34 protein-coding genes are annotated in these 24,264 nt (G+C 36.6%); 1 reads left to right on the top strand and 33 read right to left on the bottom strand.

What is annotated here, in order from left to right; all coding sequences use genetic code 11:
• Window positions 1-18: 18 nt before the first annotated feature.
• Window positions 19-1,521 carry a PH domain-containing protein gene (locus NSQ92_RS23300; protein WP_336044781.1) on the bottom strand — a complete coding sequence of 501 codons (1,503 nt, stop codon included), beginning with the start codon at window positions 1,519-1,521 and terminating at the stop codon, window positions 19-21.
• Window positions 1,521-2,015: a PH domain-containing protein gene (locus NSQ92_RS23295; RefSeq protein WP_061800903.1), complete on the bottom strand. Its 495-nt coding sequence runs from the start codon at window positions 2,013-2,015 to the stop codon at window positions 1,521-1,523. Before NSQ92_RS23295 ends, NSQ92_RS23300 begins: the two co-directional genes overlap by 1 nt.
• 225 nt (window positions 2,016-2,240) lie before the next feature.
• On the opposite strand from NSQ92_RS23295, the gene NSQ92_RS23290 reads away from it, so the two are divergent.
• Entirely contained in the window at window positions 2,241-2,513 is a 273-nt protein-coding gene (locus NSQ92_RS23290) for a hypothetical protein (protein WP_341133316.1), read from the top strand.
• Window positions 2,514-3,135: 622 nt separating this feature from the next.
• On the opposite strand, the gene NSQ92_RS23285 is transcribed toward NSQ92_RS23290, so the two are convergent.
• The 31 genes from NSQ92_RS23285 to rplN all read right to left on the bottom strand — a co-directional run bounded on the left by NSQ92_RS23285 (window position 3,136) and on the right by rplN (window position 24,244).
• Window positions 3,136-4,059, bottom strand: a complete 924-nt coding sequence (locus NSQ92_RS23285) for a BtrH N-terminal domain-containing protein (RefSeq protein ID WP_095259485.1) — start codon at window positions 4,057-4,059, stop codon at window positions 3,136-3,138.
• Window positions 4,060-4,836: 777 nt separating this feature from the next.
• A complete protein-coding gene (locus tag NSQ92_RS23280) occupies window positions 4,837-6,243 on the bottom strand; it encodes a M24 family metallopeptidase (RefSeq protein WP_341153248.1) in 1,407 nt (468 codons plus the stop codon).
• 189 nt (window positions 6,244-6,432) lie between these two features.
• Entirely contained in the window at window positions 6,433-6,567 is a 135-nt protein-coding gene (locus NSQ92_RS23275) for a hypothetical protein (protein ID WP_341153247.1), read from the bottom strand.
• Entirely contained in the window at window positions 6,545-6,649 is a 105-nt protein-coding gene (locus NSQ92_RS26890; protein WP_413783478.1) for a PTS glucose transporter subunit IIA, read from the bottom strand. Before NSQ92_RS26890 ends, NSQ92_RS23275 begins: the two co-directional genes overlap by 23 nt.
• 162 nt (window positions 6,650-6,811) lie before the next feature.
• On the bottom strand, window positions 6,812-7,189 hold the full coding sequence (locus NSQ92_RS23270; protein WP_061800910.1) for a VOC family protein: 378 nt from the start codon (window positions 7,187-7,189) through the stop codon (window positions 6,812-6,814).
• A 161-nt stretch (window positions 7,190-7,350) separates the two neighbouring features.
• Window positions 7,351-7,728: an iron chaperone gene (locus NSQ92_RS23265; RefSeq protein WP_047943738.1), complete on the bottom strand. Its 378-nt coding sequence runs from the start codon at window positions 7,726-7,728 to the stop codon at window positions 7,351-7,353.
• 169 nt (window positions 7,729-7,897) lie between these two features.
• Window positions 7,898-8,713 (bottom strand): CPBP family intramembrane glutamic endopeptidase, encoded by an 816-nt coding sequence (locus NSQ92_RS23260; RefSeq protein ID WP_061800911.1) that lies wholly within the window; start codon window positions 8,711-8,713, stop codon window positions 7,898-7,900.
• A 989-nt stretch (window positions 8,714-9,702) separates the two neighbouring features.
• Complete coding sequence (gene rpsI, locus NSQ92_RS23255; protein ID WP_047943731.1) at window positions 9,703-10,095, bottom strand: 30S ribosomal protein S9; 393 nt, start codon at window positions 10,093-10,095, stop codon at window positions 9,703-9,705.
• A 22-nt stretch (window positions 10,096-10,117) separates the two neighbouring features.
• On the bottom strand, window positions 10,118-10,555 hold the full coding sequence (rplM, locus tag NSQ92_RS23250) for a 50S ribosomal protein L13 (protein ID WP_047943730.1): 438 nt from the start codon (window positions 10,553-10,555) through the stop codon (window positions 10,118-10,120).
• A 329-nt stretch (window positions 10,556-10,884) separates the two neighbouring features.
• Window positions 10,885-11,622 (bottom strand): tRNA pseudouridine(38-40) synthase TruA, encoded by a 738-nt coding sequence (truA, locus tag NSQ92_RS23245; RefSeq protein ID WP_341153246.1) that lies wholly within the window; start codon window positions 11,620-11,622, stop codon window positions 10,885-10,887.
• Between the two features lie 11 nt (window positions 11,623-11,633).
• A complete protein-coding gene (locus NSQ92_RS23240) occupies window positions 11,634-12,428 on the bottom strand; it encodes an energy-coupling factor transporter transmembrane component T family protein (RefSeq protein WP_047943728.1) in 795 nt (264 codons plus the stop codon).
• Complete coding sequence (locus NSQ92_RS23235; RefSeq protein ID WP_047943727.1) at window positions 12,428-13,300, bottom strand: energy-coupling factor ABC transporter ATP-binding protein; 873 nt, start codon at window positions 13,298-13,300, stop codon at window positions 12,428-12,430. Before NSQ92_RS23235 ends, NSQ92_RS23240 begins: the two co-directional genes overlap by 1 nt.
• Window positions 13,276-14,115, bottom strand: coding sequence for an energy-coupling factor ABC transporter ATP-binding protein (locus NSQ92_RS23230; RefSeq protein WP_047943726.1), 840 nt, complete (start codon window positions 14,113-14,115; stop codon window positions 13,276-13,278). Before NSQ92_RS23230 ends, NSQ92_RS23235 begins: the two co-directional genes overlap by 25 nt.
• Window positions 14,116-14,609: 494 nt before the next feature.
• Window positions 14,610-14,972 (bottom strand): 50S ribosomal protein L17, encoded by a 363-nt coding sequence (gene rplQ / locus NSQ92_RS23225; protein WP_016204582.1) that lies wholly within the window; start codon window positions 14,970-14,972, stop codon window positions 14,610-14,612.
• Window positions 14,973-15,036: 64 nt separating this feature from the next.
• Window positions 15,037-15,981 (bottom strand): DNA-directed RNA polymerase subunit alpha, encoded by a 945-nt coding sequence (locus NSQ92_RS23220; protein WP_016204581.1) that lies wholly within the window; start codon window positions 15,979-15,981, stop codon window positions 15,037-15,039.
• Between the two features lie 172 nt (window positions 15,982-16,153).
• Entirely contained in the window at window positions 16,154-16,543 is a 390-nt protein-coding gene (rpsK, locus tag NSQ92_RS23215; RefSeq protein WP_016204580.1) for a 30S ribosomal protein S11, read from the bottom strand.
• Window positions 16,544-16,565: 22 nt separating this feature from the next.
• Window positions 16,566-16,931: a 30S ribosomal protein S13 gene (gene rpsM, locus NSQ92_RS23210; protein ID WP_016204579.1), complete on the bottom strand. Its 366-nt coding sequence runs from the start codon at window positions 16,929-16,931 to the stop codon at window positions 16,566-16,568.
• A 22-nt stretch (window positions 16,932-16,953) separates the two neighbouring features.
• Window positions 16,954-17,067 (bottom strand): 50S ribosomal protein L36, encoded by a 114-nt coding sequence (gene rpmJ / locus NSQ92_RS23205; RefSeq protein ID WP_000868344.1) that lies wholly within the window; start codon window positions 17,065-17,067, stop codon window positions 16,954-16,956.
• A 37-nt stretch (window positions 17,068-17,104) separates the two neighbouring features.
• Window positions 17,105-17,323 carry a translation initiation factor IF-1 gene (gene infA, locus NSQ92_RS23200; protein WP_016204578.1) on the bottom strand — a complete coding sequence of 73 codons (219 nt, stop codon included), beginning with the start codon at window positions 17,321-17,323 and terminating at the stop codon, window positions 17,105-17,107.
• An 833-nt stretch (window positions 17,324-18,156) separates the two neighbouring features.
• A complete protein-coding gene (locus tag NSQ92_RS23195) occupies window positions 18,157-18,807 on the bottom strand; it encodes an adenylate kinase (RefSeq protein WP_061800912.1) in 651 nt (216 codons plus the stop codon).
• A 61-nt stretch (window positions 18,808-18,868) separates the two neighbouring features.
• On the bottom strand, window positions 18,869-20,164 hold the full coding sequence (gene secY, locus NSQ92_RS23190; RefSeq protein ID WP_047943724.1) for a preprotein translocase subunit SecY: 1,296 nt from the start codon (window positions 20,162-20,164) through the stop codon (window positions 18,869-18,871).
• A complete protein-coding gene (gene rplO, locus NSQ92_RS23185) occupies window positions 20,164-20,604 on the bottom strand; it encodes a 50S ribosomal protein L15 (protein ID WP_047943723.1) in 441 nt (146 codons plus the stop codon). The genes secY and rplO overlap by 1 nt, the downstream gene beginning before the upstream one ends.
• 32 nt (window positions 20,605-20,636) lie before the next feature.
• Window positions 20,637-20,819 (bottom strand): 50S ribosomal protein L30, encoded by a 183-nt coding sequence (rpmD, locus tag NSQ92_RS23180; RefSeq protein WP_016204574.1) that lies wholly within the window; start codon window positions 20,817-20,819, stop codon window positions 20,637-20,639.
• A 13-nt stretch (window positions 20,820-20,832) separates the two neighbouring features.
• Window positions 20,833-21,333, bottom strand: coding sequence for a 30S ribosomal protein S5 (gene rpsE, locus NSQ92_RS23175; RefSeq protein WP_047943722.1), 501 nt, complete (start codon window positions 21,331-21,333; stop codon window positions 20,833-20,835).
• Window positions 21,334-21,357: 24 nt separating this feature from the next.
• Window positions 21,358-21,720 (bottom strand): 50S ribosomal protein L18, encoded by a 363-nt coding sequence (gene rplR / locus NSQ92_RS23170; protein WP_047943721.1) that lies wholly within the window; start codon window positions 21,718-21,720, stop codon window positions 21,358-21,360.
• A gap of 32 nt (window positions 21,721-21,752) precedes the next feature.
• On the bottom strand, window positions 21,753-22,289 hold the full coding sequence (rplF, locus tag NSQ92_RS23165) for a 50S ribosomal protein L6 (protein ID WP_047943720.1): 537 nt from the start codon (window positions 22,287-22,289) through the stop codon (window positions 21,753-21,755).
• Window positions 22,290-22,320: 31 nt separating this feature from the next.
• Complete coding sequence (gene rpsH, locus NSQ92_RS23160; RefSeq protein ID WP_016204570.1) at window positions 22,321-22,719, bottom strand: 30S ribosomal protein S8; 399 nt, start codon at window positions 22,717-22,719, stop codon at window positions 22,321-22,323.
• 30 nt (window positions 22,720-22,749) lie between these two features.
• A complete protein-coding gene (gene rpsN / locus NSQ92_RS23155) occupies window positions 22,750-22,935 on the bottom strand; it encodes a 30S ribosomal protein S14 (RefSeq protein WP_009499044.1) in 186 nt (61 codons plus the stop codon).
• Between the two features lie 25 nt (window positions 22,936-22,960).
• On the bottom strand, window positions 22,961-23,500 hold the full coding sequence (gene rplE, locus NSQ92_RS23150) for a 50S ribosomal protein L5 (RefSeq protein WP_047943719.1): 540 nt from the start codon (window positions 23,498-23,500) through the stop codon (window positions 22,961-22,963).
• Between the two features lie 27 nt (window positions 23,501-23,527).
• A complete protein-coding gene (rplX, locus tag NSQ92_RS23145) occupies window positions 23,528-23,839 on the bottom strand; it encodes a 50S ribosomal protein L24 (RefSeq protein ID WP_016204568.1) in 312 nt (103 codons plus the stop codon).
• A 36-nt stretch (window positions 23,840-23,875) separates the two neighbouring features.
• Window positions 23,876-24,244, bottom strand: coding sequence for a 50S ribosomal protein L14 (gene rplN, locus NSQ92_RS23140; RefSeq protein ID WP_016204567.1), 369 nt, complete (start codon window positions 24,242-24,244; stop codon window positions 23,876-23,878).
• Between the last annotated feature and the right edge of the window lie 20 nt (window positions 24,245-24,264).

Raw genomic sequence — 24,264 nt, 5'->3', positions numbered from 1 at the left:
CAATTAAAAGAATAGTTGCTATTTCAGTGCTTTCTTACCATTTTCATCTTCGTTGTTCTCTATATAACCTTTTACATGTATGTCACGCAGTCGCTTATTATACCAATGATAAAATTCACTAGCATCTGAAGCTGGAACATCGATTAAATCCGTTTGCTCAATCGGCTGCGATCGATTGATGAATTCAATAGTGGCAAGACCAAAATTCCTCTGTAACCGGGATCTCTTCACATTAACTTCCATAACCTTTGCTCTTTTTGTCAAAATTAATGTTGATTGCAGGGTCCCCTTCTTCACTTGAATAAATTCTTCATTTTGGATGTACCTGCTATTAAAGTAATCCAATACTCTCAACAAATAAATCCAAATAAACAATAATATCGCCATATACCATATCTCTGGCTTCCAATAGACAAGACCAATTGCTGCGATTATCCCAAAATAACTAGGTCTAAGCAGTCTGGCATATAGAGCTTTCTTAGGCAGCTTCTTCATTTGCTTTTTCAATCGATACGCCGGCAGAATCTTTTCTATGATTTCATATGCTTGGTCCACTGGCATATATGGGAACAAGGAGTTTACCTCTAAATCTTCATCCCCGATATCCCCGGCACTCACCAATTTCACCTCAGCTATTTTCAAAAGTCTTTGCATTGGAAGTTGGATCACTTTCACCGCCTGCACTTTCTCCTTTTGAATGGAAAAGGACGTTTCGGAAACTAGTCCTTTTTTTATATAAATCTTATCCTTATCAGAGGATATTTGAAAACGGCCATATTTCCAGAAGGTCACACCAAGACCAAATAGAACCCCTATAATCAAAAGAGCAATGCTTACGCCAATTATCATCCAGATATGATCCAATAGATAAGTAAGAACCTTACTTGTCTCCACTTCCATTTGAAAGATTGATTCTATATTGGAGAAAAAAGAAATTAATAATGGAATTAGCGCTAAAAAGCTCAAAGAAGAAAAAGAAGCCTTCACTAAGTCTCTTCTTGTTACCTGAAAGTGAACCGTTCTTTCGCTTCCAGCAACTGTTTTAGCTTCTTCTCCGTCTCCTGCTGAGACATTTTCCGGTTGATGGATATAAGACTCTAACCAATCTGCCTCTTTCTTGCGAATAACTGTTAAAGGTATCGAACTAGAATCTCCGGTCTCTCCTGTTTCCAATGTTAAGGAAGTTAGGTGGAGCCCTTTATGAAAAACAGAGGTGTGTCGATGTATATTTTGAATTTTATAAAAGGGGATTACTCGATGCGACTTTGTAAAAACCCCAGACCTTATATGTAGCGCTTCCTCTTCTACTGAATAAGTATGTGTAAACCAATCCAGTATGATGCTAAGAAGCTGCACAATTGCATAGAGGAGAAAGAGAACTTGGAATATCTTCATATACATTTTTTCAGATCCAAAATGTGACACAAATAAAATAATAAATAAGAAAAAATTACTTTTTACAAATCCAACTATATCAAAAACTATTTTAATCGGATGCTGCCGCTTCCTGATACCTTCCATTACTCCACTTCCTTAATCTTTGCAAAATGAGCAATTTGATCACGTAAACGATAAGCCTCTTCCTTTGGAATGGCAGGAATTTCATGCGAAGTGCCCATCGTCCCCACCGTTATGGAATATAATTGATATTTCCTTTGCAGTGGTCCTTGTGTTAATTCAACCGACTGTACTTTTGTCATCGGGATTAATTGATGATTCTCGACCATTACTCCCCATTTCAGTTGAATAAACTCTTCACTGACGTCATAACGCCAATAACGCTGTTTTAATGGCGGTGCAATAAAAATTCCCCATAATGCCGCCAAGATTGTTAATACGCCAAGACCTATAATGATTGGACCTATCCACGCCTTCCATGAAAAATAAAAATAGAGGAAGTAGCAAACACCCAATACCACAAGAATCGTACTATTAGATATCACCTCCGATATCCGCCATACTTTCACAGCCTCTTTAGATACTTTTTTTGTTGGTTCAGGGATAGAAAAATACATGTAAACACGCTCCTTAAATATTCTACTTATCTACGTTGCTTTAATGAAAAAAGTTTCCTCCAATGACAAAAAAATCTCCTTTTTCAAGGAGATTTCTTTATCAAATTGAACTATGACCACGCATCCAAGCTTTTAGCTCTGTAAGAGAAGGAGTCTCATCCTCTTACTGCCACATAATTTCTTATCGTAACATCCTCGTATTTTTTTTCAAAGGGAGAGAAGAAAATGATAAAGTACTTAAAACTTATAGCTATACTTGCGACAATGTCATTTATTCTCATAGCCTACAGTAATGATAAAAGTAAAATCAAGAGCAACTCGGAAAATAGCTCTATAGAAGAAAAACAGAATAACTCAGATGAGGATGACAACCAAGCAAGTGAACCAGATGATACAACAGCTGAGTCAGAAGGGAATAAAACCGACAGTAATAAGTTTAACGATAAACCTTCAAATAATAATAGTTCTAATAATCAGCCAGAAGAAAAAAAAGGGTAGTATATTATCTGCCTATTCATTGAGTATGCTCGCGTTTGGTTACAACTTATTAAAAAGGGGGATATTGAAGAATTACGCGTTCAGCATATTGCAGCTGGAGAACCAGCAAATCCTTAGGGTGAGAATAGTGTCCAATATCTGAAAGACATTATATCGTTATCAGGGAAAACAATGGCTGATGGTGCCATCACATACAGTGGGAATGAAGATGGCACTATCAATTATATGATATTCCTTCCCATTAGCCGAGTGCAGAACAAATAAAAGAACCTATGCAGGAATATACGAAAAACATTATTGAGTATCCAAAGGAAATCTATATTCAACCTGGTAATGACGAAGAAGTCGAAAAATTGATTAAAATAATTAAAACTGAATTCTAAAAGAATCCACTGATAATAGAATACTCTATTCACATACACGCAACCCTGTTCTGTCTACTTGTTTCCCGGTAATTAAAGTAGATAAGAACGGCAAGTTGCGTGCTAGCATTTAGCATTCCGAATGTATTAAAACTAACTTTAATTTAATAAATTTGCAGTAATGCTGCCCTTTAAAGGGAGGTTAACCCTTCTTATATCAACGCACTCGTTTGTTAAAGTGGAAATCTCTATAATTATAATTAGTTGCCGACTTTTAAAAGTTCCAATCTAAATTCCTCCTCTAAATCGGCTAGCCTCATTAACTTCTCCGATATACCTTTCCAATCTTTATTTACAGACATAGAATGACACATCCCAAGAACCTTAGCCTGTTCAATCTTCAACTCTGATAGACGTGAATGCCTATCTTTAAAATACACTGCATAATCGTTGGCTCTTCTTGCACTTAATTGGAAAAGGAAGAATGTTGTATGCCCTATAGTATCAGCTGTAATAGGGGCATTTAATAACTGATCCGCATAAAAACAAATTGCTTCCCTTCCAATTAACCCTATATCCGCTTTTTCGAATTCCCGATAAGTTCTCTTAAAGTAATCAATTGCTCTCTCATATATTTCGTTATTGTCTAATGTGACAACCTTTTTTGCTGTAGACCAATATTTATTGATTCCCTTCCTATATGGAATCCCTTCCGCCATCCAAGCCTTCTTAAATTGGTCCAGTGATAATGGAACAAATGGAAAGCCAGCTGGATCTTGTACATAAATATTTTTATTATCCATTTGATAAGCTAGCACATAATGGTCTGAACCATGTAAATTTTTATGATTCGGATGGTATGTTAGCTCCCCCATATCTAAAGGGCCTAGAATGACAGGGTTTTGTTTGATTTGCTTTTTTAACAACGTAAATGAGTCATCTAAGTCACTAGCTTGCTGATGCTCTTCTGCAGTAAATCCAAGGATGTTTAGAGCATAATTGATACCATCATCGGGATCTCTCATACTAAAAAAAAGGTTTTTTTCATTTTCTATCATGGCACCTAATCCAACACCAGTTAATACTTCTACAAGTTGAGGAGATACATTTTCTCCTATTGATGAAAGAAACATTGCAGTTGAATTTGAATAACAGTAATGGCCATTTCCTATATACATTAACATCACCTCCGAGTAGATAAGTTGATCTTACAATTTTGAAAATTGAAAAACAACATCAAACGTTATAATATTTCTTCTGTATATCTTTTGTTTTGCCTTCTCGTCAAACTTCTTCGAGCTGTATACTTATACAATCTTGTATCGATAAAAATAAGGAAACTTCAGTATGAGAAACGGGATGCAACATGGAGAACTGCTAGCAATACAACCATAGTTAGACATTTAATTAGTTCTACTTTTGATATCACTTCGTTAAAAACACAAAATTCAAAATTAATGTTTCTATTTGCCCATGATATAGATATTACATATGTATCGAAACGTTTAGGACACAAAAATATTCAAACCACACCAAAATTATTATTTGGAATTAATGCAAAAAAGCACCAGCAAGCTGCTATATAATTATAACTGTGTCGGCATCCGGTAAATTCGCAGAATTATCACTTGATTTTGTTAAAAGTTTGCGAGGATATAAATTCTTAATAACTGGTAATCAGGACAAGAGTATAAAAATTGCTTATGAAAATATATTTTATATAAGCAAAAATAGCATTTCAAATGACTATCTTAGTATTTATGGAAAATATGGTATTACCTATATTTTAGATTTAATTTCTATGCAATATTTATTTTTATATGCTTAATTGATTTATTAATAATAAAACCTCCTTGTAATAAGTTTTCTGACAAGAAAATTTGGCTACAAGGAGGTGATAAGTATCCTATATTCAATTACATTACATGACTTTTTAAACTACTATACGAAGAATCTTAAATTCAGCCATTATGATTGTAACAAAATGCAAGTTTTTTATTTAATAGATACGGTCTTAGATAAGCAACCGTACTGCATAATGGTAAAACATCATTACTCAATTTAATTCCAAGGAAATCATTAATATATTCTTTTCTTTTTTGAATCCTCATCCAAAGTTCAGGATAACTTTTTCTTATATCCTCTTTTAATGCATCGTCAGCTAGTGCAATTGTACTTTCAGCTGATACTCCATCATATCCAGCGACACGTGGTATTATATCAGTTTGAAAAATCATTCCGCTTTTAATAATTTCATCCGAGTTCTCATAAATCGGAGAGGCCAGCCACTCTTCATCAGCCGTCAAGTGTCCTGGGCATAGCTCCCAATGAAACACTTCTTTAGGAAGAACAGAATTAATAAAGCTATACATGTCCCCACCAGACATCCCAATTCGAATATTCTCAAGCCATGCTACAATAGCAGTGTAATAAGGAGCAGCTAAGTCTTCTACATAATTTTTTTTACTTTCTGGTAACTCAGAGCGTTCCATAACAGCATATCCTGCCCTACTGGATAATCCTCCTTTGTATCCCACAGTTAAAGAAATGGCATCTCCTTTCGTCACCTTTTTAGACATAGGGTATAAATTTCCCTTTTCAAATCTTTTACCCGTGGATGCTATCGTCACTACACTATTTCTTTGGCCTAAATCATTCAGTTCTTTACCTAGTTCCATTTCAGAGACACCAACATCTAATTTATTTATAGTACGCAAGATGCAATCCGACGCAAGAGATGCTCCAAACTCATAGTGTGCTATTTCATTTGCATTATTCACTCTCCGTACTCCACGGTTTCCAGCAATGAAAATATCTGTTCTATTAGTTAGGGAACCCTCCTTCCCAACAATATCTCTGATCGTATCCACAATAAAAGAAGGTGTATCAAAGAAATTTCGATTATTCTCAACTTTACTTGTGAAGTGCTTCCACCCCACTAAACCAATTTTCATCGATTCTCGGATTCCTGCTTTAAGAAAGACGCTTGAAAATGGAGTATCTGGTTCCATAGGCTGATTCGGTAAGGAAAAGTGCGGGCAATGTATTCCTTGGGCTGGAATTCTAGAGTATTGTGCCTTATTAAAGTTTTCATTTCCTAAGATTAGAAAGGCATTGCCTTTAGAGTGAAGAACCAATATAGCTTCTTCAAATCTTGGAACAAATCCCACTAAATATTCAAAGTTCCCACCATGTTCAAGATCTGCATATACCAATAACGCATCAAGCCCATCCATTCTCATCTCTTGCAATACATTTTCATATCTAGTCTTTATCGTTTCATCATCGATTAATAACTGTTCTCTACTGCAATCAGGCATTGGTGCTTCGATTTCTCTCAACTGTACATTTCTTGATTTATACTTCATATGTATATCCTTTCTCCATTTACTTTATTAGTAACAGTAAGTTTCTACTATAATACATTTTGCATATTCAATCATGCCCCGCTGCATGTCATTTATCTACCATTTATTTTTTATTATTAAAAGTGACTATTTACTGTAACTGCCAAGATTGTCTCTTTAGCTATAATAATCTTTCCCGATAATAATGGCTTATCTATATTCAGCATTTTCATTTGTATTCCCATTAATTATTGGAATGACTGTCCTTTTTGCTCGTTTTCTTATCATATCTAGATCAACAGTTACAAGCGCATTCCCGACTTTAGCTTTTTCCTTCTGTAACATGTACAGTAAATCCCTCCCCATTCATAGATACGGTTCCCAATCCAATATGGAGTAAGGTTTCAGCACTATTTACAGCTTTCATGTTTATAGCACGTTTTGTGGGAAAAACTTTCATGAAATGAGGATGATAGCCGAGGTTATATTGTTCGATGATTTCTTTACAATCCATATAAGCTTCTATTTTAATAAGGTCAGTCCTCCTATTCTCTCACAGTACAATAGAGTGGGGAACTGACACTCATGATTATTTATCTTCCCTTAACATATACTCGTTTCCATCTTGGTCATAAAATACGAACATATTTCCATATGGCATTTTTAATAACTCATCCACTTTTATCCCCTTTTGCTTCATATCCTCATAAGCCGCTTCAATATCAGCGGTACTGAAGAGAACAGATGGATGAGCAACTTTAGAGGGCTGTTGCTTCTCCATTAATGATTTAGAATAAAGGATTAACGTAGTAAATTCATCTTCATTAGGACCGACTTCGATCCACGTCGCATTAGGCCCCATCGGTTGTTCTAGCTTTAATATAAAGCCAAGCTTTTCTATCCAGAACGATTTTGCTTGTTCTTGGTCTTCTACATAGATGGTGATTTTACCAATTTTATTAATCATATAAATCTCCTCACTTACCTAAATTCTGAATCCCTGAACCGCTATTTTCAAGCTTTTGCATAATTTCTTCATCAGTTATCTTTTAACTAGCGGTCTTGTTCTATACTGTTGCAGCTGTCCATAAATATTTCAGCTCACAAAAAAGCTTCCATCCTATATGGCTAACATGCCGTATCTTCACCGGCACGCCACCTATCGACGGTTTTGTGGATAAATTGTGCCAACCCCGTATCTTCCATCTTTATCGATTTTTTAATGCGAATGCAGCCTTTCCCGTAATTATAGCCCGCTAGTAAGGCCTCTGCATTTTCGATTTTTTCTATTGTACCCACATAGAGACTGACATAATGTTTTTGGGCATTTAATGCAAAAATATAGTTATCTTCTTTACCATAATTCAACATCTTATAGCGGATGACCTCTCCTAGTTCTGGTGCGTATGAAAAAATCATTTGTCGAATCGCGAGCAGTTTCTCTTTTCTCCAATCATCTTCAAGCATTTCCAAATATTCTTCAGCATTCTTTGCATCATATTGCATGTTAAAGTTTCACCCCTGTATTTATGTTCTATTTTACTACTAACGTGTTCAGTTTAGTTTTTTTCATCTCTAGGTCATTCTATATCCATTAAAAATTTAAAGTCAGGCATTTAAAAATTCCTTTAACTATTCTTCGTTAAAGTGGTTAAACCGCGGAATTACAATCATGCTATAGCTTTCTAACTTGCATTATTGTCATGCTCTTTTTTTCATATATCACAACGGTTAAAATGGACACAAGAACGATCGCAGCATTTGCAGCAATAGTTCCCATCCAGGTCATCGTCATGGTGCCAAAGATAGGGGATGCTGCATTGAACATGGTGTGGAATAATACGGACATAAAGACAAAGCCTTTTCCTGAAATTTTGTAGATTGCCCCGTGGAAAAATCGAAAGGCCATGAGTTGAACTACAAACATCCAAAAGTTAATGAGCCCTTCACCATGATTCGTCCCCGGAATGAAGAAAAGAGGGATGTGCCATACAGTCCATATAATTCCGGTAAAAACAGAAGATAAAACAAAGCCGTATTTTTTGTCGAGTTTAGACTGCAATATGTACATCCAGCCAGCTTCCTCCAAGCCACCAATAATAAGATTACCAGGAAGTGAAAGAAAAAACGTATAAAATGGCAGCATCATTTCTAGGCGGTCTGAAACTACAATATGGATCAAGAAATACAGTGCAAGCCCTGCAACAACAAACAAATAGACAAATATGTTGTTTCTGACGTAGAAAACAGTTTTCAACCATTCCTTAAAATCAGCTATTTTTTTATTTTTCTTTAAAACGACATACGAAGCAATTGCAGGCGACAAAATATAGATTGCAAAAGGAATATTCATTAAGAATTGCTTGAATGTGTGAACCCAATTGTAAACCGAATATCCAAATGGTTCAAGAACAATCAAAGCACCAGACACAAAATAGGCTATGCTAAAAGTCAGTAGCGTAAATTGTACTGTGGTTTTTTTATCTATCATGGTATCTTCACCTCACATTATAGAGTATATTTTTTAAGGATTACACTTAATCTAGCATCAATGTGAATTAGCTTTTTTGTATTTACAAATTTTGAATTTAGCCTTGAATCCCAAAAGCTGCCTCTGTTGTCGTAAATGTAAGAAATCTAAATTTCGATTCAGCCTTTCCTTTACTTAAGAACAGTCAATCTTAATTCTGACCATAACATTTTTTCAATACTTCATCCTCCAAAAAATTTGCTCTCGCCAATTAAAGTTACCCTCTCAGTGTCTTTAAAGTAACAAACCCAATCTTTGAAATTATGTTCCAAGTATGTGAAGATATGAATGATTGGATGTAATAAAAAATATTTCTTTAAACCCCTGATTACAAAACATAGTATTAAACATGTTCTAGGGTACTCCGCTCTATAAATGAGGTAAGTGTGCAATGAGCAGAAAATCTACTTTGTTCCTTATATCTTTGATAAGATCACCTGCAGCACACCATTTACATTCAAAATATACAATGGACTCTCATGGTTAACAATATCCCTTCCTCATTCCATGCTCTTTAACATTGATAAACTGCAGTGGTTGATCCCCCATAAAAACTCATAACTATTATTCATCTCGCTCAATTGCGCCTCCCATTAAGCTCTAATATAACACTTTTCTCAATTTCATTATAATAATAAAAAAAGTCTGTGGTTCAAAAATGGAACAATTTGAGACTAATTTTATCCATTTGTCCAATTTATACAGAAACAGCGCAACTCTCGTTCTAAATAATTCTTCATTTTTCAATAAAAATTGGGCAATAATCTAGTTTAATGAGGAGTAAGGTGGAAAATTACACTCCATCGTTTCGCTGGAGAAAAATAATAGTATATAGTCTGAGGTTCATGAAGGATTCTGTTATGAGGTGTCATCAAATATAATAACAGACAACTTTTAGACATAAAAAAACTCCTTCCACCGAAGTGAAAAGAGTCTTTGAACCCCATTGATTAACGTTTTGAGAACTGAGGTGCACGACGAGCGCCTTTAAGACCGTATTTTTTACGTTCTTTCATACGAGCGTCACGAGTTAATAATCCTGCGCGTTTTAATGTTGGACGGTATTCAGGATCTACTTGAAGTAAAGCACGAGCGATACCATGACGGATAGCGCCAGCTTGACCAGTATAACCTCCACCGTTAACATTTACTAAAATATTGTAGCTTCCAGTTGTTTCAGTAGCCACTAATGGTTGTTTAACAACTTCGCGTAAAGCTGCAAACGGGATATAATTTTCGATTTCACGACCATTGATGATGATTTGTCCGTCACCTGGAACTAAACGTACACGAGCAACAGAGCTTTTACGACGACCAGTACCGATATATTGAACCTGTGCCATTTGTTTTACCTCCCTTTATTAATTATCCACGAAGTTCGTAAACTTCTGGTTGTTGAGCTTGGTGCGGATGTTCGCTACCAGCATATACGTGTAATTTTCTAAACATTTGACGACCAAGAGAATTCTTTGGAAGCATACCTTTGATTGCAAGTTCTAACATTTGCTCTGGATATTTAGTACGCATTTCTAAAGCAGTTCTTTGCTTTAATCCACCTGGGTGCATAGAGTGACGGTAGTAAATTTTGTCAGTTAATTTTTTACCAGTCAATTCAATTTTTGAAGCATTTAAAATAATTACATGATCACCAGTATCCACATGAGGTGTGAAAGTTGGTTTATGTTTACCACGTAGAATTGATGCAATCTCACTAGCAAGACGCCCTAAAGTTTGGCCTTCAGCATCAATCACGTACCATTTACGATCAACATTGTTTGAATTAGCCATAAACGTTGTACGCATGAGTTTCCCTCCTGAAATGTTAAAGTTATAGTTTGTTTTAAAATATAAATGTCTGTTCTTACGTCTATATGTTCACACAATTAAGTTCCGGGGCTTAATGTGGGTTTAAAATACATACCATATTATGATATATCCTAGAGTAGCATATGTCAAGGGAATGTTACACCAGGTTTAGTTGTTATGAGAAAAAAATCTTTTTTTCGTGACTTTTACTCAAAGAACAACACTTTTTACTTATAAGAAAAGGATTCCTTGGTCACTTTCTGTACTCTTTTTGGAAAAGGAGGAAAGCATTAGTCTCCTCTCCCCAGCGTCGCAAGAATCATGGTTTAATACCATACCTTCCAAAGATACAATCCATTTGCAGAGGCTGTTTTTCCTGCTGCCTTTCTATCCTTTTTCTCTAAAATTACGGGAATATCTTGTGGTAACTTTTTCCCTCTTCCTACATCTAATAAGGTACCGACCATAATCCGCACCATATTATAAAGGAATCCATTCCCTTGGAAAGAAAAAATTAACATATTGTCTTCCTCTGTAAGCTTTACTCCAGTAATCGTTCTTACTTTTCTTTCTTTGTCTGTTTTAGCAGAGCAAAAACTAGTAAAATCATACTCTCCAATAAAATAACTTAGTGCTTCCCTCATCGCCTCCATATTTAGAGCATATGGATAATAATAGGCATAATTACGTTTAAAGGGATCTCTCCGCTCTCCTAATTGAATAAAATAGCGATACTCTTTCGCCGTTACATGATATCTGGCATGAAAGGAGTCGGGTACTGTCTCTGCATCTGCAACCACAATATCGTGAGGTAAAAGAGTATTTAGGGCAATCGGCCACTTATCTGCAGGTATATCAAGAGAGCTATCAAAATGAATAACTTGTCCCTTTGCATGTACGCCAGCATCCGTTCTACCCGAAGCTTGAATCTTTACTTCTACTCCTTTATGGAGCTTTTTTAAAGCCTTTTCGATTTCCCCTTGTATGGTTCGATCCTTTGGCTGGATTTGAAACCCACTATAATTCGATCCATCATAGCTAATTGTACATTTATATCTTTGCATCGCATTCTCCATTATGTTCTTAACACAAACAGCATAGCTGTTATTAGTAACAAAATAATAATCATTATGGTATCAATAGGATTCCAGATTAATTGGCGGTATTTCGTTCTTCCTTCTCCACCTTGATAGCCACGTGCCTCCATCGCAATAGCAAGCTCCTCTGCTCTTTTAAAGGAATTAACAAATAAAGGGATCAATAAAGGAATAATTGCTTGTACACGGCTTTTAATGGAGCCACTAGAGAATTCTACCCCTCTTGCCATCTGAGCCTTCATAATCTTTTCTGTCTCATCCATTAAAGTCGGAATAAATCGCAAGGAGATAGACATCATAAGCGCCAGCTCATAAACAGGAAATTTCACCTTTTTTAGTGGACCTAATAATGTTTCAATTGCATCCGTTAACTCAATTGGCGTAGTTGTCAGCGTAAGCAAGGATGTCATGATAATGAGCAAGAAGAAGCGAATAGAAATGAGAATCCCCATTCTAATACCTTCTTTATAAATCGTAATCCATCCCCATTCAAACAATAGCTCTCCATTCTTCGTGAAAAAAATATGCAAAATAAACGTAAAAATAATTAACCAAAAAATTGGCCTCAGTCCTAAATAAATGTACTTAATCGGTACATTGGAGATGGCGACTAAAGTACCTACATATACAATCAATAGCAAATAGCTCCAAATATTATTAGCCAAAAATACAATACAAATAAATAGGAAAACAAGTAGTAACTTGGAACGAGGATCCATTCTGTGTAATGTAGAATCAACGGGAATAAAACGCCCTATAATCATTTTTCCCATTAACTGCTCCCTACTTTCTTCTGAAGATACACTGCTAACTCATCCGTAAAATCTTCCATGTTTAAGTGAACTCGTTCCATCTTCATTCCGAATTTTGCTTCTACTTTCTTTTGGAATCGTACAACTTCAGGAACATTCAATCCAATCGCAGCTAAATCCTCTGCTTCTTTAAAAATTTCTATTGGAGTCCCTTGACGATGAACTTTCCCTTTATTCATAATGACTATTTGATCTGCATAATGAGCAGCATCCTCCATACTATGTGTAACTAGAACAGTCGTTAAATTTCGCTCTTTATGAAGCTTATAAAACATATCCATAATTTCTCGTCTGCCTCTTGGATCTAAGCCAGCTGTCGGCTCGTCTAATACAAGTACATCTGGTTCCATAGCCAGCACACCAGCAATAGCTATTCTTCTCATCTGACCGCCTGATAAATCAAACGGAGATTTCATAAGAAAATCTTCCGACAATCCTACCTCACTTAATGCCTTCACAGCTCTGATCTTTGCTTCTGATTCAGGAATACCAAAATTGAGAGGACCAAAACAGATATCCTTTTCTACTGTTTCTTCAAACAACTGTTGTTCTGGAAACTGAAAAACAATGCCCACTCTTTGCCGGATACTCCGTAAGTTCTTATGTTTCTGTCCACCCTCAAGTATACGGTCACCTATTACCACTTTCCCTTTAGACGGGGTTAAAAGAGCATTAAGATGCTGTAAAATGGTAGATTTACCTGAACCAGTATGACCTATAACGGCAACATAGCTTCCAGAAGGAATATTAAAACTTACATCCTCTATCGCCAAGCGCTCAAACGGAGAATTTTCCTGGTAACGATACTCTACTTTTTGAAGTGAGATGTCCATATGCCTGTCACCAACTCTTCTTCTGTTAAATATATTTCCTCTAATGAAATACCTTTGTTTATTAAGCTTTCTCTAACCTTAATAGTAAAAGGTATATCTAAACCTATTTCAACAAGTTCCTTCTGCAGTTTAAATATTTCCTTAGGACTACCTTCCTTATATACCCTACCCTTATTCATTACGATAATCCGGTCTGCCTTAGCAGCTTCATCTAGGTCATGAGTAATCGAGATAATGGTCATATTTTCTTTTTGCAGCTCTCTCATAATATCAAAGACTTCTTCTCTTCCCTGAGGATCAAGCATAGAGGTAGCCTCATCTAATATGATAATTTCAGGTTTCAATGCAATTATTCCTGCAATAGCAACTCTCTGTTTTTGTCCTCCAGACAGATGGTGCGGCTCTTGATCAAGAAAAGATAACATCTTTACTTTTTCCAAAGAACGCTCTACTCTTGTTACCATCTCACTTCTTGGAACAGCGTTATTTTCTAAACCAAAAGCCACATCATCCTTCACCGTTGTACCAACAAACTGGTTATCAGGATTCTGGAATACCATTCCTACCTTTTTCCTTATGTCCCAGACAGACTCCTCCGTTATCGGAATACCATCGATGACTATAGAACCTTCATGAGAGTATTGTAATCCATTTAATAACTTCGCTAACGTAGATTTACCTGAACCATTATGTCCAACTATCGCAACCCACTCACCAGCGTTTACATGAAAAGAAACATGATTAAGGGCAAATTCTGTCTGCTCCTCATATTTAAAAGATACATCTTCTACCTTTACTAAAATCTTTTGGTCCATTACATTCCCACCATTTACCTGCCAGATATTGTTGATTATAAATAAAGTAAAATTACTACATTCCTATTAATGACTATCAACCTGCATGTAATAACCCACTGAAAATATTTCAGTTTTTATTCTAACTCATTGTTAAAGCAAGATAAAAAAATAAACTCGCCAATTGGGCGAGCTTTGAATTGGTTTAACATAAGATTATTTGTATAATCTTTGATATCCTTTTTCTATGCTTGTTAAATATATCTTATGGTATTCCACTTCTTAGCACCCTGCAGTCCTAATAAAACATGAAAAAAGCCCGCACCTCTTTCTAACGATTTAAATCCAAAGAAGAGGTGCACGAGCTAGACGAGTCATTAAAAAAGATAAATGCTCATCATAACACTCTATATTGGCTTGATCTAAAAGTGAGGATTATTAAAGAAAAAGGGCACTTGAACAAGTTTCATAACAATATAAACTGTCCCGCACCCTAAGTTTCTTTGAAAATCCTATTACACTAACTCGATAATTACCATTGGTGCTCCGTCTCCACGACGAGGTCCCATTTTCATGATACGAGTGTAACCACCTTGACGATCAGTATAACGAGCAGCAACATCACTGAACAACTTTTGTACAGCATCTTGGTTTGTTTCAGCATTAGCAACTTCATGACGTACATAAGCAGCTGCTTGACGACGTGCATGTAGATCTCCACGTTTACCAAGTGTAATCATTTTTTCTACAACAGAACGAAGTTCTTTTGCACGAGCTTCAGTTGTTTCAATGCGCTCATTGATGATTAAGTCTGTAGTTAAGTCACGTAACATAGCTTTACGTTGTGCGCTTGTGCGTCCTAACTTTCTGTAACCCATGTGAGATTCCCTCCTTTTGTTAAAATACAAGCTTTATAGATATCGTTCATAATCAAGAGACTTCTCAGTCGTCTTTTCTTAATCCTAATCCAAGCTCTTCTAATTTATGTTTTACTTCTTCAAGAGATTTTCTACCTAAGTTTCGAACTTTCATCATATCTTCTTCCGTCTTATTCGCTAATTCTTGTACGGTATTAATACCAGCACGTTTTAAGCAGTTATAAGAACGAACAGAAAGATCTAATTCTTCGATTGTCATCTCAAGAACTTTTTCTTTTTGATCTTCTTCTTTTTCTACCATAATCTCAGCATTCTGTGCTTCGTCAGTTAATCCAACAAAGATATTCAAATGCTCAGTTAAAATCTTTGCACCAAGTGCGATAGCATCTTGAGGACCTGTACTACCGTCAGTCCACACGTCAAAAGTTAACTTATCATAATTAGTCAATTGACCAACACGAGTATTCTCTACTTGATAAGAAACACGAGATACTGGCGTAAAGATAGAGTCAATAGGAATTACACCAATAGGTTGATCTTCACGTTTATTTTGCTCTGCTGGTGTGTATCCACGGCCACGCTTTGCAGTTAAACGCATGCGGAAATTTCCGTTACTACCTAATGTTGCGATATGAAGATCTGGATTTAAGATCTCTACATCACTATCATGTGTAATGTCTGCTGCTGTTACTACCCCTGCACCTTGCATATCAATCTCTAAAGTTTTTTCATCATCAGAGTATATTTTCAATGCTAGCTTTTTGATATTTAATATGATAGCTGTAACATCTTCTACGACGCCTTCAATAGTTGAGAACTCATGAAGTACCCCATCAATTTGAATGGATGTGACAGCGGCACCTGGCAGTGAGGATAGTAGAATACGACGTAAGGAGTTACCCAAAGTAGTACCATATCCACGCTCAAGTGGCTCTACGACGAACTTACCATATTTGGCATCATCGTTGATCTCAACCGTTTCGATTTTTGGTTTTTCTATTTCGATCATCAAGATATACCCTCCTTCAAAACGTCGAAACCTCGGCAATTTTTACCGAAATTCCCCATGTTTACGTTCCCGCTTGTGCACAACAACTGGGTTAGTTAATAAATCTGTACGGGTTCTAAAAGTTTTAGTCATATCCCATTATAGACAAGGATAGAAAATTTATACAGAAAAATTAAACTCGGCGACGTTTAGGTGGTCGGCAACCATTATGAGGAACTGGAGTTACGTCTCTGATCGCTGTAACTTCTAGTCCTGCAGCTTGAAGAGCACGAATAGCAGCTTCACGACCTGCACCAGGTCCTTTAACTGTTACTTCTAAAGTTTTCATACCGTGTTCCATAGATGCTTTTGCAGCAGTTTCAGCAGCCATTTGTGCAGCGAATGGAGTAGATTTACGAGAACCTCTGAATCCAAGTGCACCAGCGCTTGACCATGAAAGAGCATTTCCATGAACGTCTGTAATAGTTACGATAGTATTGTTGAAAGTAGAACGAATATGAGCAACACCAGACTCAATATTCTTTTTAACACGACGTTTACGTGTATTAGTTTTACGTGCCATTATAATGTACCTCCTTTACCGATTATTTTTTCTTATTAGCTACAGTCTTACGAGGACCTTTGCGAGTACGAGCGTTGTTTTTCGTGTTTTGTCCACGAACTGGTAAACCACGACGGTGACGAAGGCCACGGTAGCAACCAATTTCCATTAGACGCTTAATATTTAAAGAAATCTCACGACGAAGATCCCCTTCTACTTTTAAACCGTCAATGATATCACGGATCTTGTTTAATTCATCTTCCGTTAAATCACGAACGCGTGTATCTTCAGAAACACCAGCTTCTGCTAATACTTTTTGTGCAGTATTTTTTCCAATACCGTAAATGTAAGTTAAAGATATTACTACACGTTTTTCACGTGGAATATCCACACCAGCAATACGTGCCATCTATATGCGCACCTCCTTGTTATTAACCTTGTTTTTGTTTGTGTTTAGGGTTTTCACAGATAACCATAACTTTACCACGTCTGCGGATAACTTTACATTTTTCGCAGATTGGTTTAACAGATGGTCTAACTTTCATTATCCTAACCTCCTTGATAGTACGGAGTGCAATCAGATTATTTAAAGCGGTAAGTAATTCTTCCGCGAGTTAAGTCATATGGAGATAACTCAACCGTTACTTTATCACCAGGTAAAATACGGATGAAATGCATGCGAATTTTACCAGAAACGTGAGCCAATACAGTATGACCATTTTCTAATTCTACCTTAAACATGGCGTTCGGCAAAGTTTCAGTGATTGTGCCTTCAATTTCGATTACATCGTCTTTAGCCATCGAAAATCTCTCCTTTCCATAAAAAAATACGAGATCCATCTTAACTAATATAGCAAAGTGTAGCTCTTCTTGTCACACGATCGGTGTACATTAAACTACTCTGAACTGCTCCTATAATATAATAAAACTGCATTTAACTGCAACTAATTGATTATACCATAAGAGAAGGTACTTCGTCCGCTATTAATTATAAAAAAATATAATAATAGGCAAAGAAATAGAAAAAGGTTTAATGCTACCAACTAAACTTAGCATTGCTAGATCATTCATTTTAAGAAAGAAATGATCTTTCCTCTCATTACGAACATTCTATCAACAGCCTTGTGTCTTATCGTATCGAAGTATACAAGCATTTATATGACCTTTTTCAAGAAAAATTATCATTCTTCATGAGTCTAGCCTTAAAACTTCCCACTCATACTTGGTTTCACTTGAAAAGCCACATAGATTTCGTATTTCAAGGATTTCGTAGACTGTTCGACAACTGCACACCTGTTCTAATACCAATCGTCATAATAGAAAGAATAATAGTTACATTACCTTCTTCACTACTAGATAAAAAAGCAATTCAAGCGGAGTTACCATGAAATCCAAAATACTCTGCACCAATTATCTAAATTGATTAATCTTTTAACGAAGATAAACATGTCAAAATAACACGGTTATGCTTTTTTTGTTACAGATATAACCATGAAAATTATTATACCTTTTGAAAAAAGGAAATGCATCATGTTTAGGAATAAACTCCTCAGCCATTTCATCCCAATTCTTCTATTTATTATCTCTGATTTATTCCATGCTAGAGAACAGATTAGTCAAAGCAAAAGTTACTCTTATTTTAAAGTACTTAATAATTCGTCAAGATCTACGAATACTTTATTAATATCTTGTTGTCCATTGATATTACGAAGATAACCTTTTGACTCATAGAAATCAAGTAATGGTTGAGACTGCTTGATATTAACTTCTAAACGATTTTTCACTGTTGCTTCATTATCATCAGCGCGTTGGTATAATTCGCCTCCACAACGATCACATGTATCTGGCTTGGTTGGCGGATTAAACACTAGATGATAGGTCGCACCACAGCTTTTACAAATACGTCTGCCTGTTAAACGCTCCATTAATATCTCTTGATCCACTTGAACATTGATACAAAAGTCTAGTTTCTTATTCAAATCAGACAAAATATTTTCTAAAGCTTCTGCTTGAGGAACTGTACGAGGAAAACCATCTAAAAGAAAACCTTTTTCACAGTCATCCTTGCTAAGTCTTTCGCGAACAATACCAATTGTCACTTCATCTGGTACTAATTCACCTTTATCCATAAAAGATTTTGCCTTTAGTCCAAGTTCTGTTTCGTCTTTCATAGCCGCACGGAACATGTCGCCAGTTGAAATATGAGGGATGTCGTACTTCGCGACAATCTTCTCAGCTTGTGTACCTTTACCTGCGCCAGGGAGCCCCATTAAGACTAAATTCATGCGTATTCCCCCTCAAGTTCTCTTACATAAAATTCAAGGGACAAGCGTCCCCTAAATTATACTATTTAATAAAACCTTTATAGTGTCGTTTTACTAATTGAGATTCTAATTGCTTCATTGTTTCCAATGCCACCCCAACCACGATTATAATACTTGTTCCGCCAATCTGAGCCGATTGTGGAAGCCCTGCAATATTAATGAAAAATACAGGAAGTATTGCAATAATGGCTAAGAATAGAGCTCCAACTAGTGTTAAACGAGATAGAACACGTGATAAATAATCTTGCGTACTTTTACCAGGTCGAATACCTGGAATATATCCACCTTGTTTTTTCAGGTTTTCAGAAACTTGTTCTGGATTCACCTGAATGAAAGCATAGAAATAAGTAAAAGCAAGGATTAATACCGTATATATAATCATTCCTATTGGATGAGTATAGTCAAATACTCTTTGTATCCAGGAAGTAACGTCGTTTTGCGGTAAGAATGATGCAATAGTTCTCGGTGTAACCAAGAAGGAAACTGCAAAGATAACTGGAATAACACCAGCAGAGTTTACTTTCAACGGTAAATGTGTTGATTGTCCACCTGTGCTGCTATTTCCGTTTACCATTCTTTTAGCATATTGAATTGGTATCTTTCTAAGAGCTTGCTGAATGAAAATTACTCCTACTACTATTGCAATGACAGCTAGAACGATTAAAGCTAACGTAACAATATTAAGGAATAATTGATCACCCGGGTTGTCAAACTGCTGAGCATAGATTTGATTAGCAATAGAAGGAATTCCGGCTGCGATACCAGCAAAAATGATAATAGAAATACCATTCCCAACCCCTTTAGAAGTAATTAGTTCTCCTAACCACATTAAAAAGGCTGTACCAGCTGTTAACACAAGAGAAATTACCAAATAGGATGAAAATCCAGGTTTTGTAATCAATGCACCACCAGCAAGATTATTAAAACCGTATGACATACCAAAACCTTGGATAAGTGCTAGAACGATTGTAAAGTAACGCGTAAACTGCGTTAATTTTCTTCGTCCAGCCTCACCCTGTTTTGACCATTCCGTAAATTTTGGTACAACATCCATTTGTAATAAGCTTACAATAATAGACGCTGTAATATACGGCATGATTCCCATTGCAAGAATAGAAAAATTCTTTAGTGCTCCACCACCGAAAGTATTTAAAATTCCGAAGGCGCTAAAAGCATCTTGTGCTTTTAAAAAGTCTGCATTCACATACGGTACAGGAATAAATGTACCAAGACGAAATATAATCAACATTAATAGGGTGAATATGATTTTTCGTCTTATTTCACCCACGCGCATAAAATTGGAGATTGTCTGAAACATCAGATCACCTCTGTTTGACCGCCGGCAGCTTCAATAGCTTCCTTTGCAGCAGAGGAGAATTTATGAGCTTTAACAGTAAGCTTTTTCTCTACGTTGCCTTTTGCAAGAATCTTAATTCCTGCTTTTTCGTTGCTAACAACTCCTGTTTCGATAAGAAGTTCTGGAGTTACTTCAGTTCCCTCTTCAAAACGATTTAGAGTATCTAAATTAACAATAGCGTATTCTTTACGGTTGATATTAGTAAAACCACGTTTAGGTAAACGACGGAATAAAGGCGTTTGACCACCTTCGAATCCAGGTCTTACACCCCCACCTGAACGTGCGTTTTGACCTTTATGACCTTTACCAGCAGTTTTACCATTACCTGAACCGATACCGCGCCCTTTGCGTTTACGTTCTTGACGAGAACCTTCTGCAGGTTTTAATTCATGAAGTTTCATTTTGGCACCTCCTTATTGAAGAAGAATGATTTTTAATTTTCTTTTACAGTTACAAGATGTGATACTTTATTGATCATACCGCGAATTGCAGCATTATCTTGTTGAACAACTGTTTGATTTACCTTACGTAATCCTAAAGCTTTAACTGTTTCGCGTTGGTCTTGCGGACGACCAATTACGCTTCTAGTGAGGGTAATTTCCAGATTGTTTGCCATTTAATTTCCCTCCTTATCCTAACAGTTCTTCTACTGATTTTCCACGTAACTTCGCTACGTCTTCAGCACGTTTTAATTGTTTTAAACCGTCTAAAGTGGCACGAACCATGTTAATTGGTGTGTTAGTACCTAATGACTTAGATAAGATATCAGCTACACCAGCTAATTCAAGCACAGCACGTACTGGACCACCAGCGATAACCCCTGTACCTGCAGAAGCAGGCTTCAATAGGATTTCACCAGCTCCGAAATGTCCGATAATTTCGTGTGGAATTGTTGTACCAACCATTGGTACTTCAATAAGATTTTTCTTCGCATCTTCAACCGCTTTGCGAATTGCATCAGGTACTTCTTGAGCTTTACCAGTACCAAAACCAACGTTACCATTTTTGTCCCCAACTACTACTAGAGCAGAGAAACGAAAACGACGTCCACCTTTAACAACTTTCGCTACACGGTTAACTGTAACTACGCGTTCTTCAAGTTCAAGTTTGTTTGGATCAATACGACGCATCTTTTTATGTCCCTCCTTTGTCTATTAAAATTCTAGGCCGTTCTCACGAGCAGCATCAGCTAAAGCTTTTACGCGACCATGATATAAATATCCTCCGCGGTCAAATACTACTGATTTAATTCCTTTTTCTACAGCACGTTTAGCTACTAATTCACCGATCTTAACTGCAGCTTCTAAATTACCAGTAGATTCAAGGTTAAGCTCTTTATCTAATGAAGATGCACTTGCGATTGTTACACCGTTAACATCATCAATTAATTGAGCGTAAATGTGTTTGTTTGAACGGAACACATTTAAACGAGGACGAGCTTCAGTTCCGCTAAGTTTAGAACGCACACGTGCGTGTCTTTTCTTACGAACTTGATTTTTATCAGCCTTCGTAATCATTTAGGTCACTCCTTTCGTTTACCTATGCGGCATTACTTACCAGTTTTACCTTCTTTTCTACGTACATATTCGCCTTCATAACGGATACCTTTCCCTTTATAAGGTTCTGGTGGACGAACGTCACGAATGTTAGCAGCAAGTGCTCCAACACGCTCTTTACTAGTTCCTTTTACAACTACTTTCGTAGCAGATGGTACTTCGATTTCAATACCAGCTTCTGGTTCGATTTCTACTGGATGAGAGTAACCTACGTTCAATACAAGTTTGTTTCCTTGTTTTTGAGCACGGTAACCGACACCGATTAATTCAAGACCTCTTTCAAAGCCTTTTGAAACACCCTCCACCATGTTAGATAACAATGCACGAGTTGTTCCATGTAATGCACGATGTTCCTTCACATCAGAAGGACGAGTTACATTAATCACGTTTTCTTCTAAGCTGATCGCAATATCAGAATTAAAAGTACGAGTTAATTCACCTTTAGGACCTTTCACCGTTACAGTACTTTTATCAATAGTAACTGTAACGCCTGCTGGTACTTCGATTGGTTTTTTACCTACACGAGACATTTAGTTGCACCTCCATTCATTAAACCTATTATTACCAAACGTATGCTAATACTTCTCCGCCAACTTGTTTCGCACGAGCTTCTTTATCAGTAAGTACTCCTTGAGAAGTAGAAACTAATGCAATTCCAAGACCGTTTAATACACGAGGTACTTCTGTTGCTTTCGCATAAACACGAAGACCAGGTTTACTAATTCTTTTAAGTCCAGTAATTACACGCTCGTTGCTTGAACCGTATTTTAAGAAAATGCGGATAATACCTTGTTTGTTGTCTTCGATATATTCTACATCACGTACAAAACCTTCACGCTTTAGGATTTCAGCGATCTCTTTTTTGATGTTAGAAGCAGGAACTTCTAATTTTTCGTGACGAACCATATTCGCATTACGGATTCTTGTAAGCAAATCTGCAATTGGATCTGTCATAACCATTTGTATTTACCTCCTTCCCAATATCGGGTTTTACCAGCTAGCTTTTTTCACACCAGGAATTTGTCCCTTATACGCTAATTCGCGGAAACAAATACGGCAAAGCTTAAATTTACGGTACACAGAATGTGGACGACCACAACGTTCGCAACGTGTGTATTCTTGTACTTTATATTTAGGCGTGCGTTTTTGTTTCGCAATCATTGACTTCTTAGCCACATCTTCGCCTCCCTCTAATTAGAGATTACTTTTGGAACGGCATTCCAAATTGAGTTAACAGTTCACGAGCTTCTTCATCTGTTTTTGCAGTTGTAACGATAACAATGTCCATTCCTCTAACTTTGTTTACTTTATCGTAATCAATTTCAGGGAAAATCAATTGTTCTTTAACACCTAAAGTGTAGTTACCGCGTCCGTCAAATGATTTTTTAGATACACCACGGAAGTCACGTACACGTGGAAGAGAAACAGATACAAGTTTATCAAGGAATTGATACATGCGTTCTCCACGAAGAGTAACTTTTGCTCCGATAGGCATTCCTTCACGCAGACGGAAACCTGCAATTGATTTCTTAGCACGAGTGATTACTGGCTTTTGACCTGTAATTTGTGCTAATTCTTCAACAGCAACATCTAATGCTTTAGCATTTGCTACAGCATCACCGACACCCATGTTAACAACGATTTTTTCCAGTTTTGGAACTTCCATAACTGATTTATAATTGAACTTGCTCATAAGAGCAGGAGTAGTTTCTTTAACAAATTTTTCTTTTAGGCGGTTCATTCATTGTACCTCCCTTCTTCATTTGAACTATTTATCTAGAATTTCACCGGATTTTTTCGCTACGCGTACTTTTTTACCATCAACCGTTTTTGATCCTACACGAGTAGGTTCACCAGTTTTAGGGTCGATAGGCATAACGTTGGATACATGAATAGCAGCTTCCTGGTCATTGATTCCACCTTGTGGATTCAATTGGGATGGCTTAGAGTGCTTCTTAACAATGTTGATTCCTTCAACGATCACGCGATCTTTTTTAGGGAATGCAGCAAGAACAACACCAGTTTTGCCTTTATCCTTACCAGAGATGACCATTACTTTGTCACCTTTTTTAACATGCATCTTTTCGCACCTCCTTAAAGGCAATTAAAATTTATATTATAGTACTTCTGGAGCTAATGATACAATCTTCATAAAGTTGTTATCGCGAAGTTCGCGTGCAACTGGTCCAAAGATACGTGTTCCACGTGGACTCTTATCATCACGGATAATTACACATGCGTTTTCATCGAAACGAATGTAAGTACCGTCTGCACGACGAACACCACTTTTAGTTCTAACGACTACTGCTTTAACTACGTCACCTTTTTTAACAACGCCACCTGGTGTTGCTTGTTTCACAGTAACGACGATGATATCACCGATGTTTGCAGTTTTACGTCCTGAACCACCAAGAACTTTAATAGTAAGTACTTCACGAGCACCAGAGTTGTCAGCAACTTTCAAACGTGATTCTTGTTGAATCATGTGTGTAACCTCCCTTCGGG

The sequence above is a fragment of the Niallia sp. FSL M8-0099 genome, from assembly GCF_038006945.1.
GTDB classification, from domain to species: Bacteria; Bacillota; Bacilli; order Bacillales; family Cytobacillaceae; genus Niallia; species Niallia circulans.
The sequence above is the reverse complement of the archived record's forward strand: the minus strand, read 5'-3'. Positions and strand labels throughout refer to the sequence as shown.

Excerpts from the sequence above, each read along its gene's own strand:
- rplX (WP_016204568.1), bottom strand. The coding sequence starts at position 23,839 with ATGCATGTTAAAAAAGGTGACAAAGTAATGGTCATCTCTGGTAAGGAT.
- rpmD (WP_016204574.1), bottom strand. The coding sequence starts at position 20,819 with ATGGCAAACAATCTGGAAATTACCCTCACTAGAAGCGTAATTGGTCGT.
- truA (WP_341153246.1), bottom strand. The coding sequence starts at position 11,622 with ATGCAAAGATATAAATGTACAATTAGCTATGATGGATCGAATTATAGT.
- rplM (WP_047943730.1), bottom strand. The coding sequence starts at position 10,555 with ATGCGTACAACGTTTATGGCTAATTCAAACAATGTTGATCGTAAATGG.
- rplR (WP_047943721.1), bottom strand. The coding sequence starts at position 21,720 with ATGATTACGAAGGCTGATAAAAATCAAGTTCGTAAGAAAAGACACGCA.
- secY (WP_047943724.1), bottom strand. The coding sequence starts at position 20,164 with ATGTTTCAGACAATCTCCAATTTTATGCGCGTGGGTGAAATAAGACGA.
- rpsE (WP_047943722.1), bottom strand. The coding sequence starts at position 21,333 with ATGCGTCGTATTGATCCAAACAAACTTGAACTTGAAGAACGCGTAGTT.
- NSQ92_RS23290 (WP_341133316.1), top strand. The coding sequence starts at position 2,241 with ATGATAAAGTACTTAAAACTTATAGCTATACTTGCGACAATGTCATTT.
- NSQ92_RS23270 (WP_061800910.1), bottom strand. The coding sequence starts at position 7,189 with ATGATTAATAAAATTGGTAAAATCACCATCTATGTAGAAGACCAAGAA.
- rplQ (WP_016204582.1), bottom strand. The coding sequence starts at position 14,972 with ATGGGTTACAGAAAGTTAGGACGCACAAGCGCACAACGTAAAGCTATG.
- rplF (WP_047943720.1), bottom strand. The coding sequence starts at position 22,289 with ATGTCTCGTGTAGGTAAAAAACCAATCGAAGTACCAGCAGGCGTTACA.
- NSQ92_RS23235 (WP_047943727.1), bottom strand. The coding sequence starts at position 13,300 with ATGGACATCTCACTTCAAAAAGTAGAGTATCGTTACCAGGAAAATTCT.
- rplE (WP_047943719.1), bottom strand. The coding sequence starts at position 23,500 with ATGAACCGCCTAAAAGAAAAATTTGTTAAAGAAACTACTCCTGCTCTT.
- NSQ92_RS23275 (WP_341153247.1), bottom strand. The coding sequence starts at position 6,567 with ATGTTACAGAAGGAAAAAGCTAAAGTCGGGAATGCGCTTGTAACTGTT.
- NSQ92_RS23230 (WP_047943726.1), bottom strand. The coding sequence starts at position 14,115 with ATGGACCAAAAGATTTTAGTAAAGGTAGAAGATGTATCTTTTAAATAT.
- rplO (WP_047943723.1), bottom strand. The coding sequence starts at position 20,604 with ATGAAACTTCATGAATTAAAACCTGCAGAAGGTTCTCGTCAAGAACGT.
- NSQ92_RS26890 (WP_413783478.1), bottom strand. The coding sequence starts at position 6,649 with ATGAAAGCTGTAAATAGTGCTGAAACCTTACTCCATATTGGATTGGGA.
- NSQ92_RS23295 (WP_061800903.1), bottom strand. The coding sequence starts at position 2,015 with ATGTATTTTTCTATCCCTGAACCAACAAAAAAAGTATCTAAAGAGGCT.
- NSQ92_RS23285 (WP_095259485.1), bottom strand. The coding sequence starts at position 4,059 with ATGTTAATGTATATAGGAAATGGCCATTACTGTTATTCAAATTCAACT.
- rpsI (WP_047943731.1), bottom strand. The coding sequence starts at position 10,095 with ATGGCACAGGTTCAATATATCGGTACTGGTCGTCGTAAAAGCTCTGTT.
- rpsK (WP_016204580.1), bottom strand. The coding sequence starts at position 16,543 with ATGGCACGTAAAACTAATACACGTAAACGTCGTGTTAAAAAGAATATT.
- NSQ92_RS23195 (WP_061800912.1), bottom strand. The coding sequence starts at position 18,807 with ATGAATTTAGTCTTAATGGGGCTCCCTGGCGCAGGTAAAGGTACACAA.
- NSQ92_RS23260 (WP_061800911.1), bottom strand. The coding sequence starts at position 8,713 with ATGATAGATAAAAAAACCACAGTACAATTTACGCTACTGACTTTTAGC.
- NSQ92_RS23240 (WP_047943728.1), bottom strand. The coding sequence starts at position 12,428 with ATGGGAAAAATGATTATAGGGCGTTTTATTCCCGTTGATTCTACATTA.
- NSQ92_RS23300 (WP_336044781.1), bottom strand. The coding sequence starts at position 1,521 with ATGGAAGGTATCAGGAAGCGGCAGCATCCGATTAAAATAGTTTTTGAT.
- NSQ92_RS23280 (WP_341153248.1), bottom strand. The coding sequence starts at position 6,243 with ATGAAGTATAAATCAAGAAATGTACAGTTGAGAGAAATCGAAGCACCA.
- rpsM (WP_016204579.1), bottom strand. The coding sequence starts at position 16,931 with ATGGCACGTATTGCTGGTGTGGATATTCCACGTGAAAAACGTGTAGTA.
- rpsH (WP_016204570.1), bottom strand. The coding sequence starts at position 22,719 with ATGGTTATGACAGATCCAATTGCAGATTTGCTTACAAGAATCCGTAAT.
- infA (WP_016204578.1), bottom strand. The coding sequence starts at position 17,323 with ATGGCTAAAGACGATGTAATCGAAATTGAAGGCACAATCACTGAAACT.
- rplN (WP_016204567.1), bottom strand. The coding sequence starts at position 24,244 with ATGATTCAACAAGAATCACGTTTGAAAGTTGCTGACAACTCTGGTGCT.
- rpmJ (WP_000868344.1), bottom strand. The coding sequence starts at position 17,067 with ATGAAAGTTAGACCATCTGTTAAACCAATCTGCGAAAAATGTAAAGTT.
- NSQ92_RS23265 (WP_047943738.1), bottom strand. The coding sequence starts at position 7,728 with ATGCAATATGATGCAAAGAATGCTGAAGAATATTTGGAAATGCTTGAA.
- NSQ92_RS23220 (WP_016204581.1), bottom strand. The coding sequence starts at position 15,981 with ATGATCGAAATAGAAAAACCAAAAATCGAAACGGTTGAGATCAACGAT.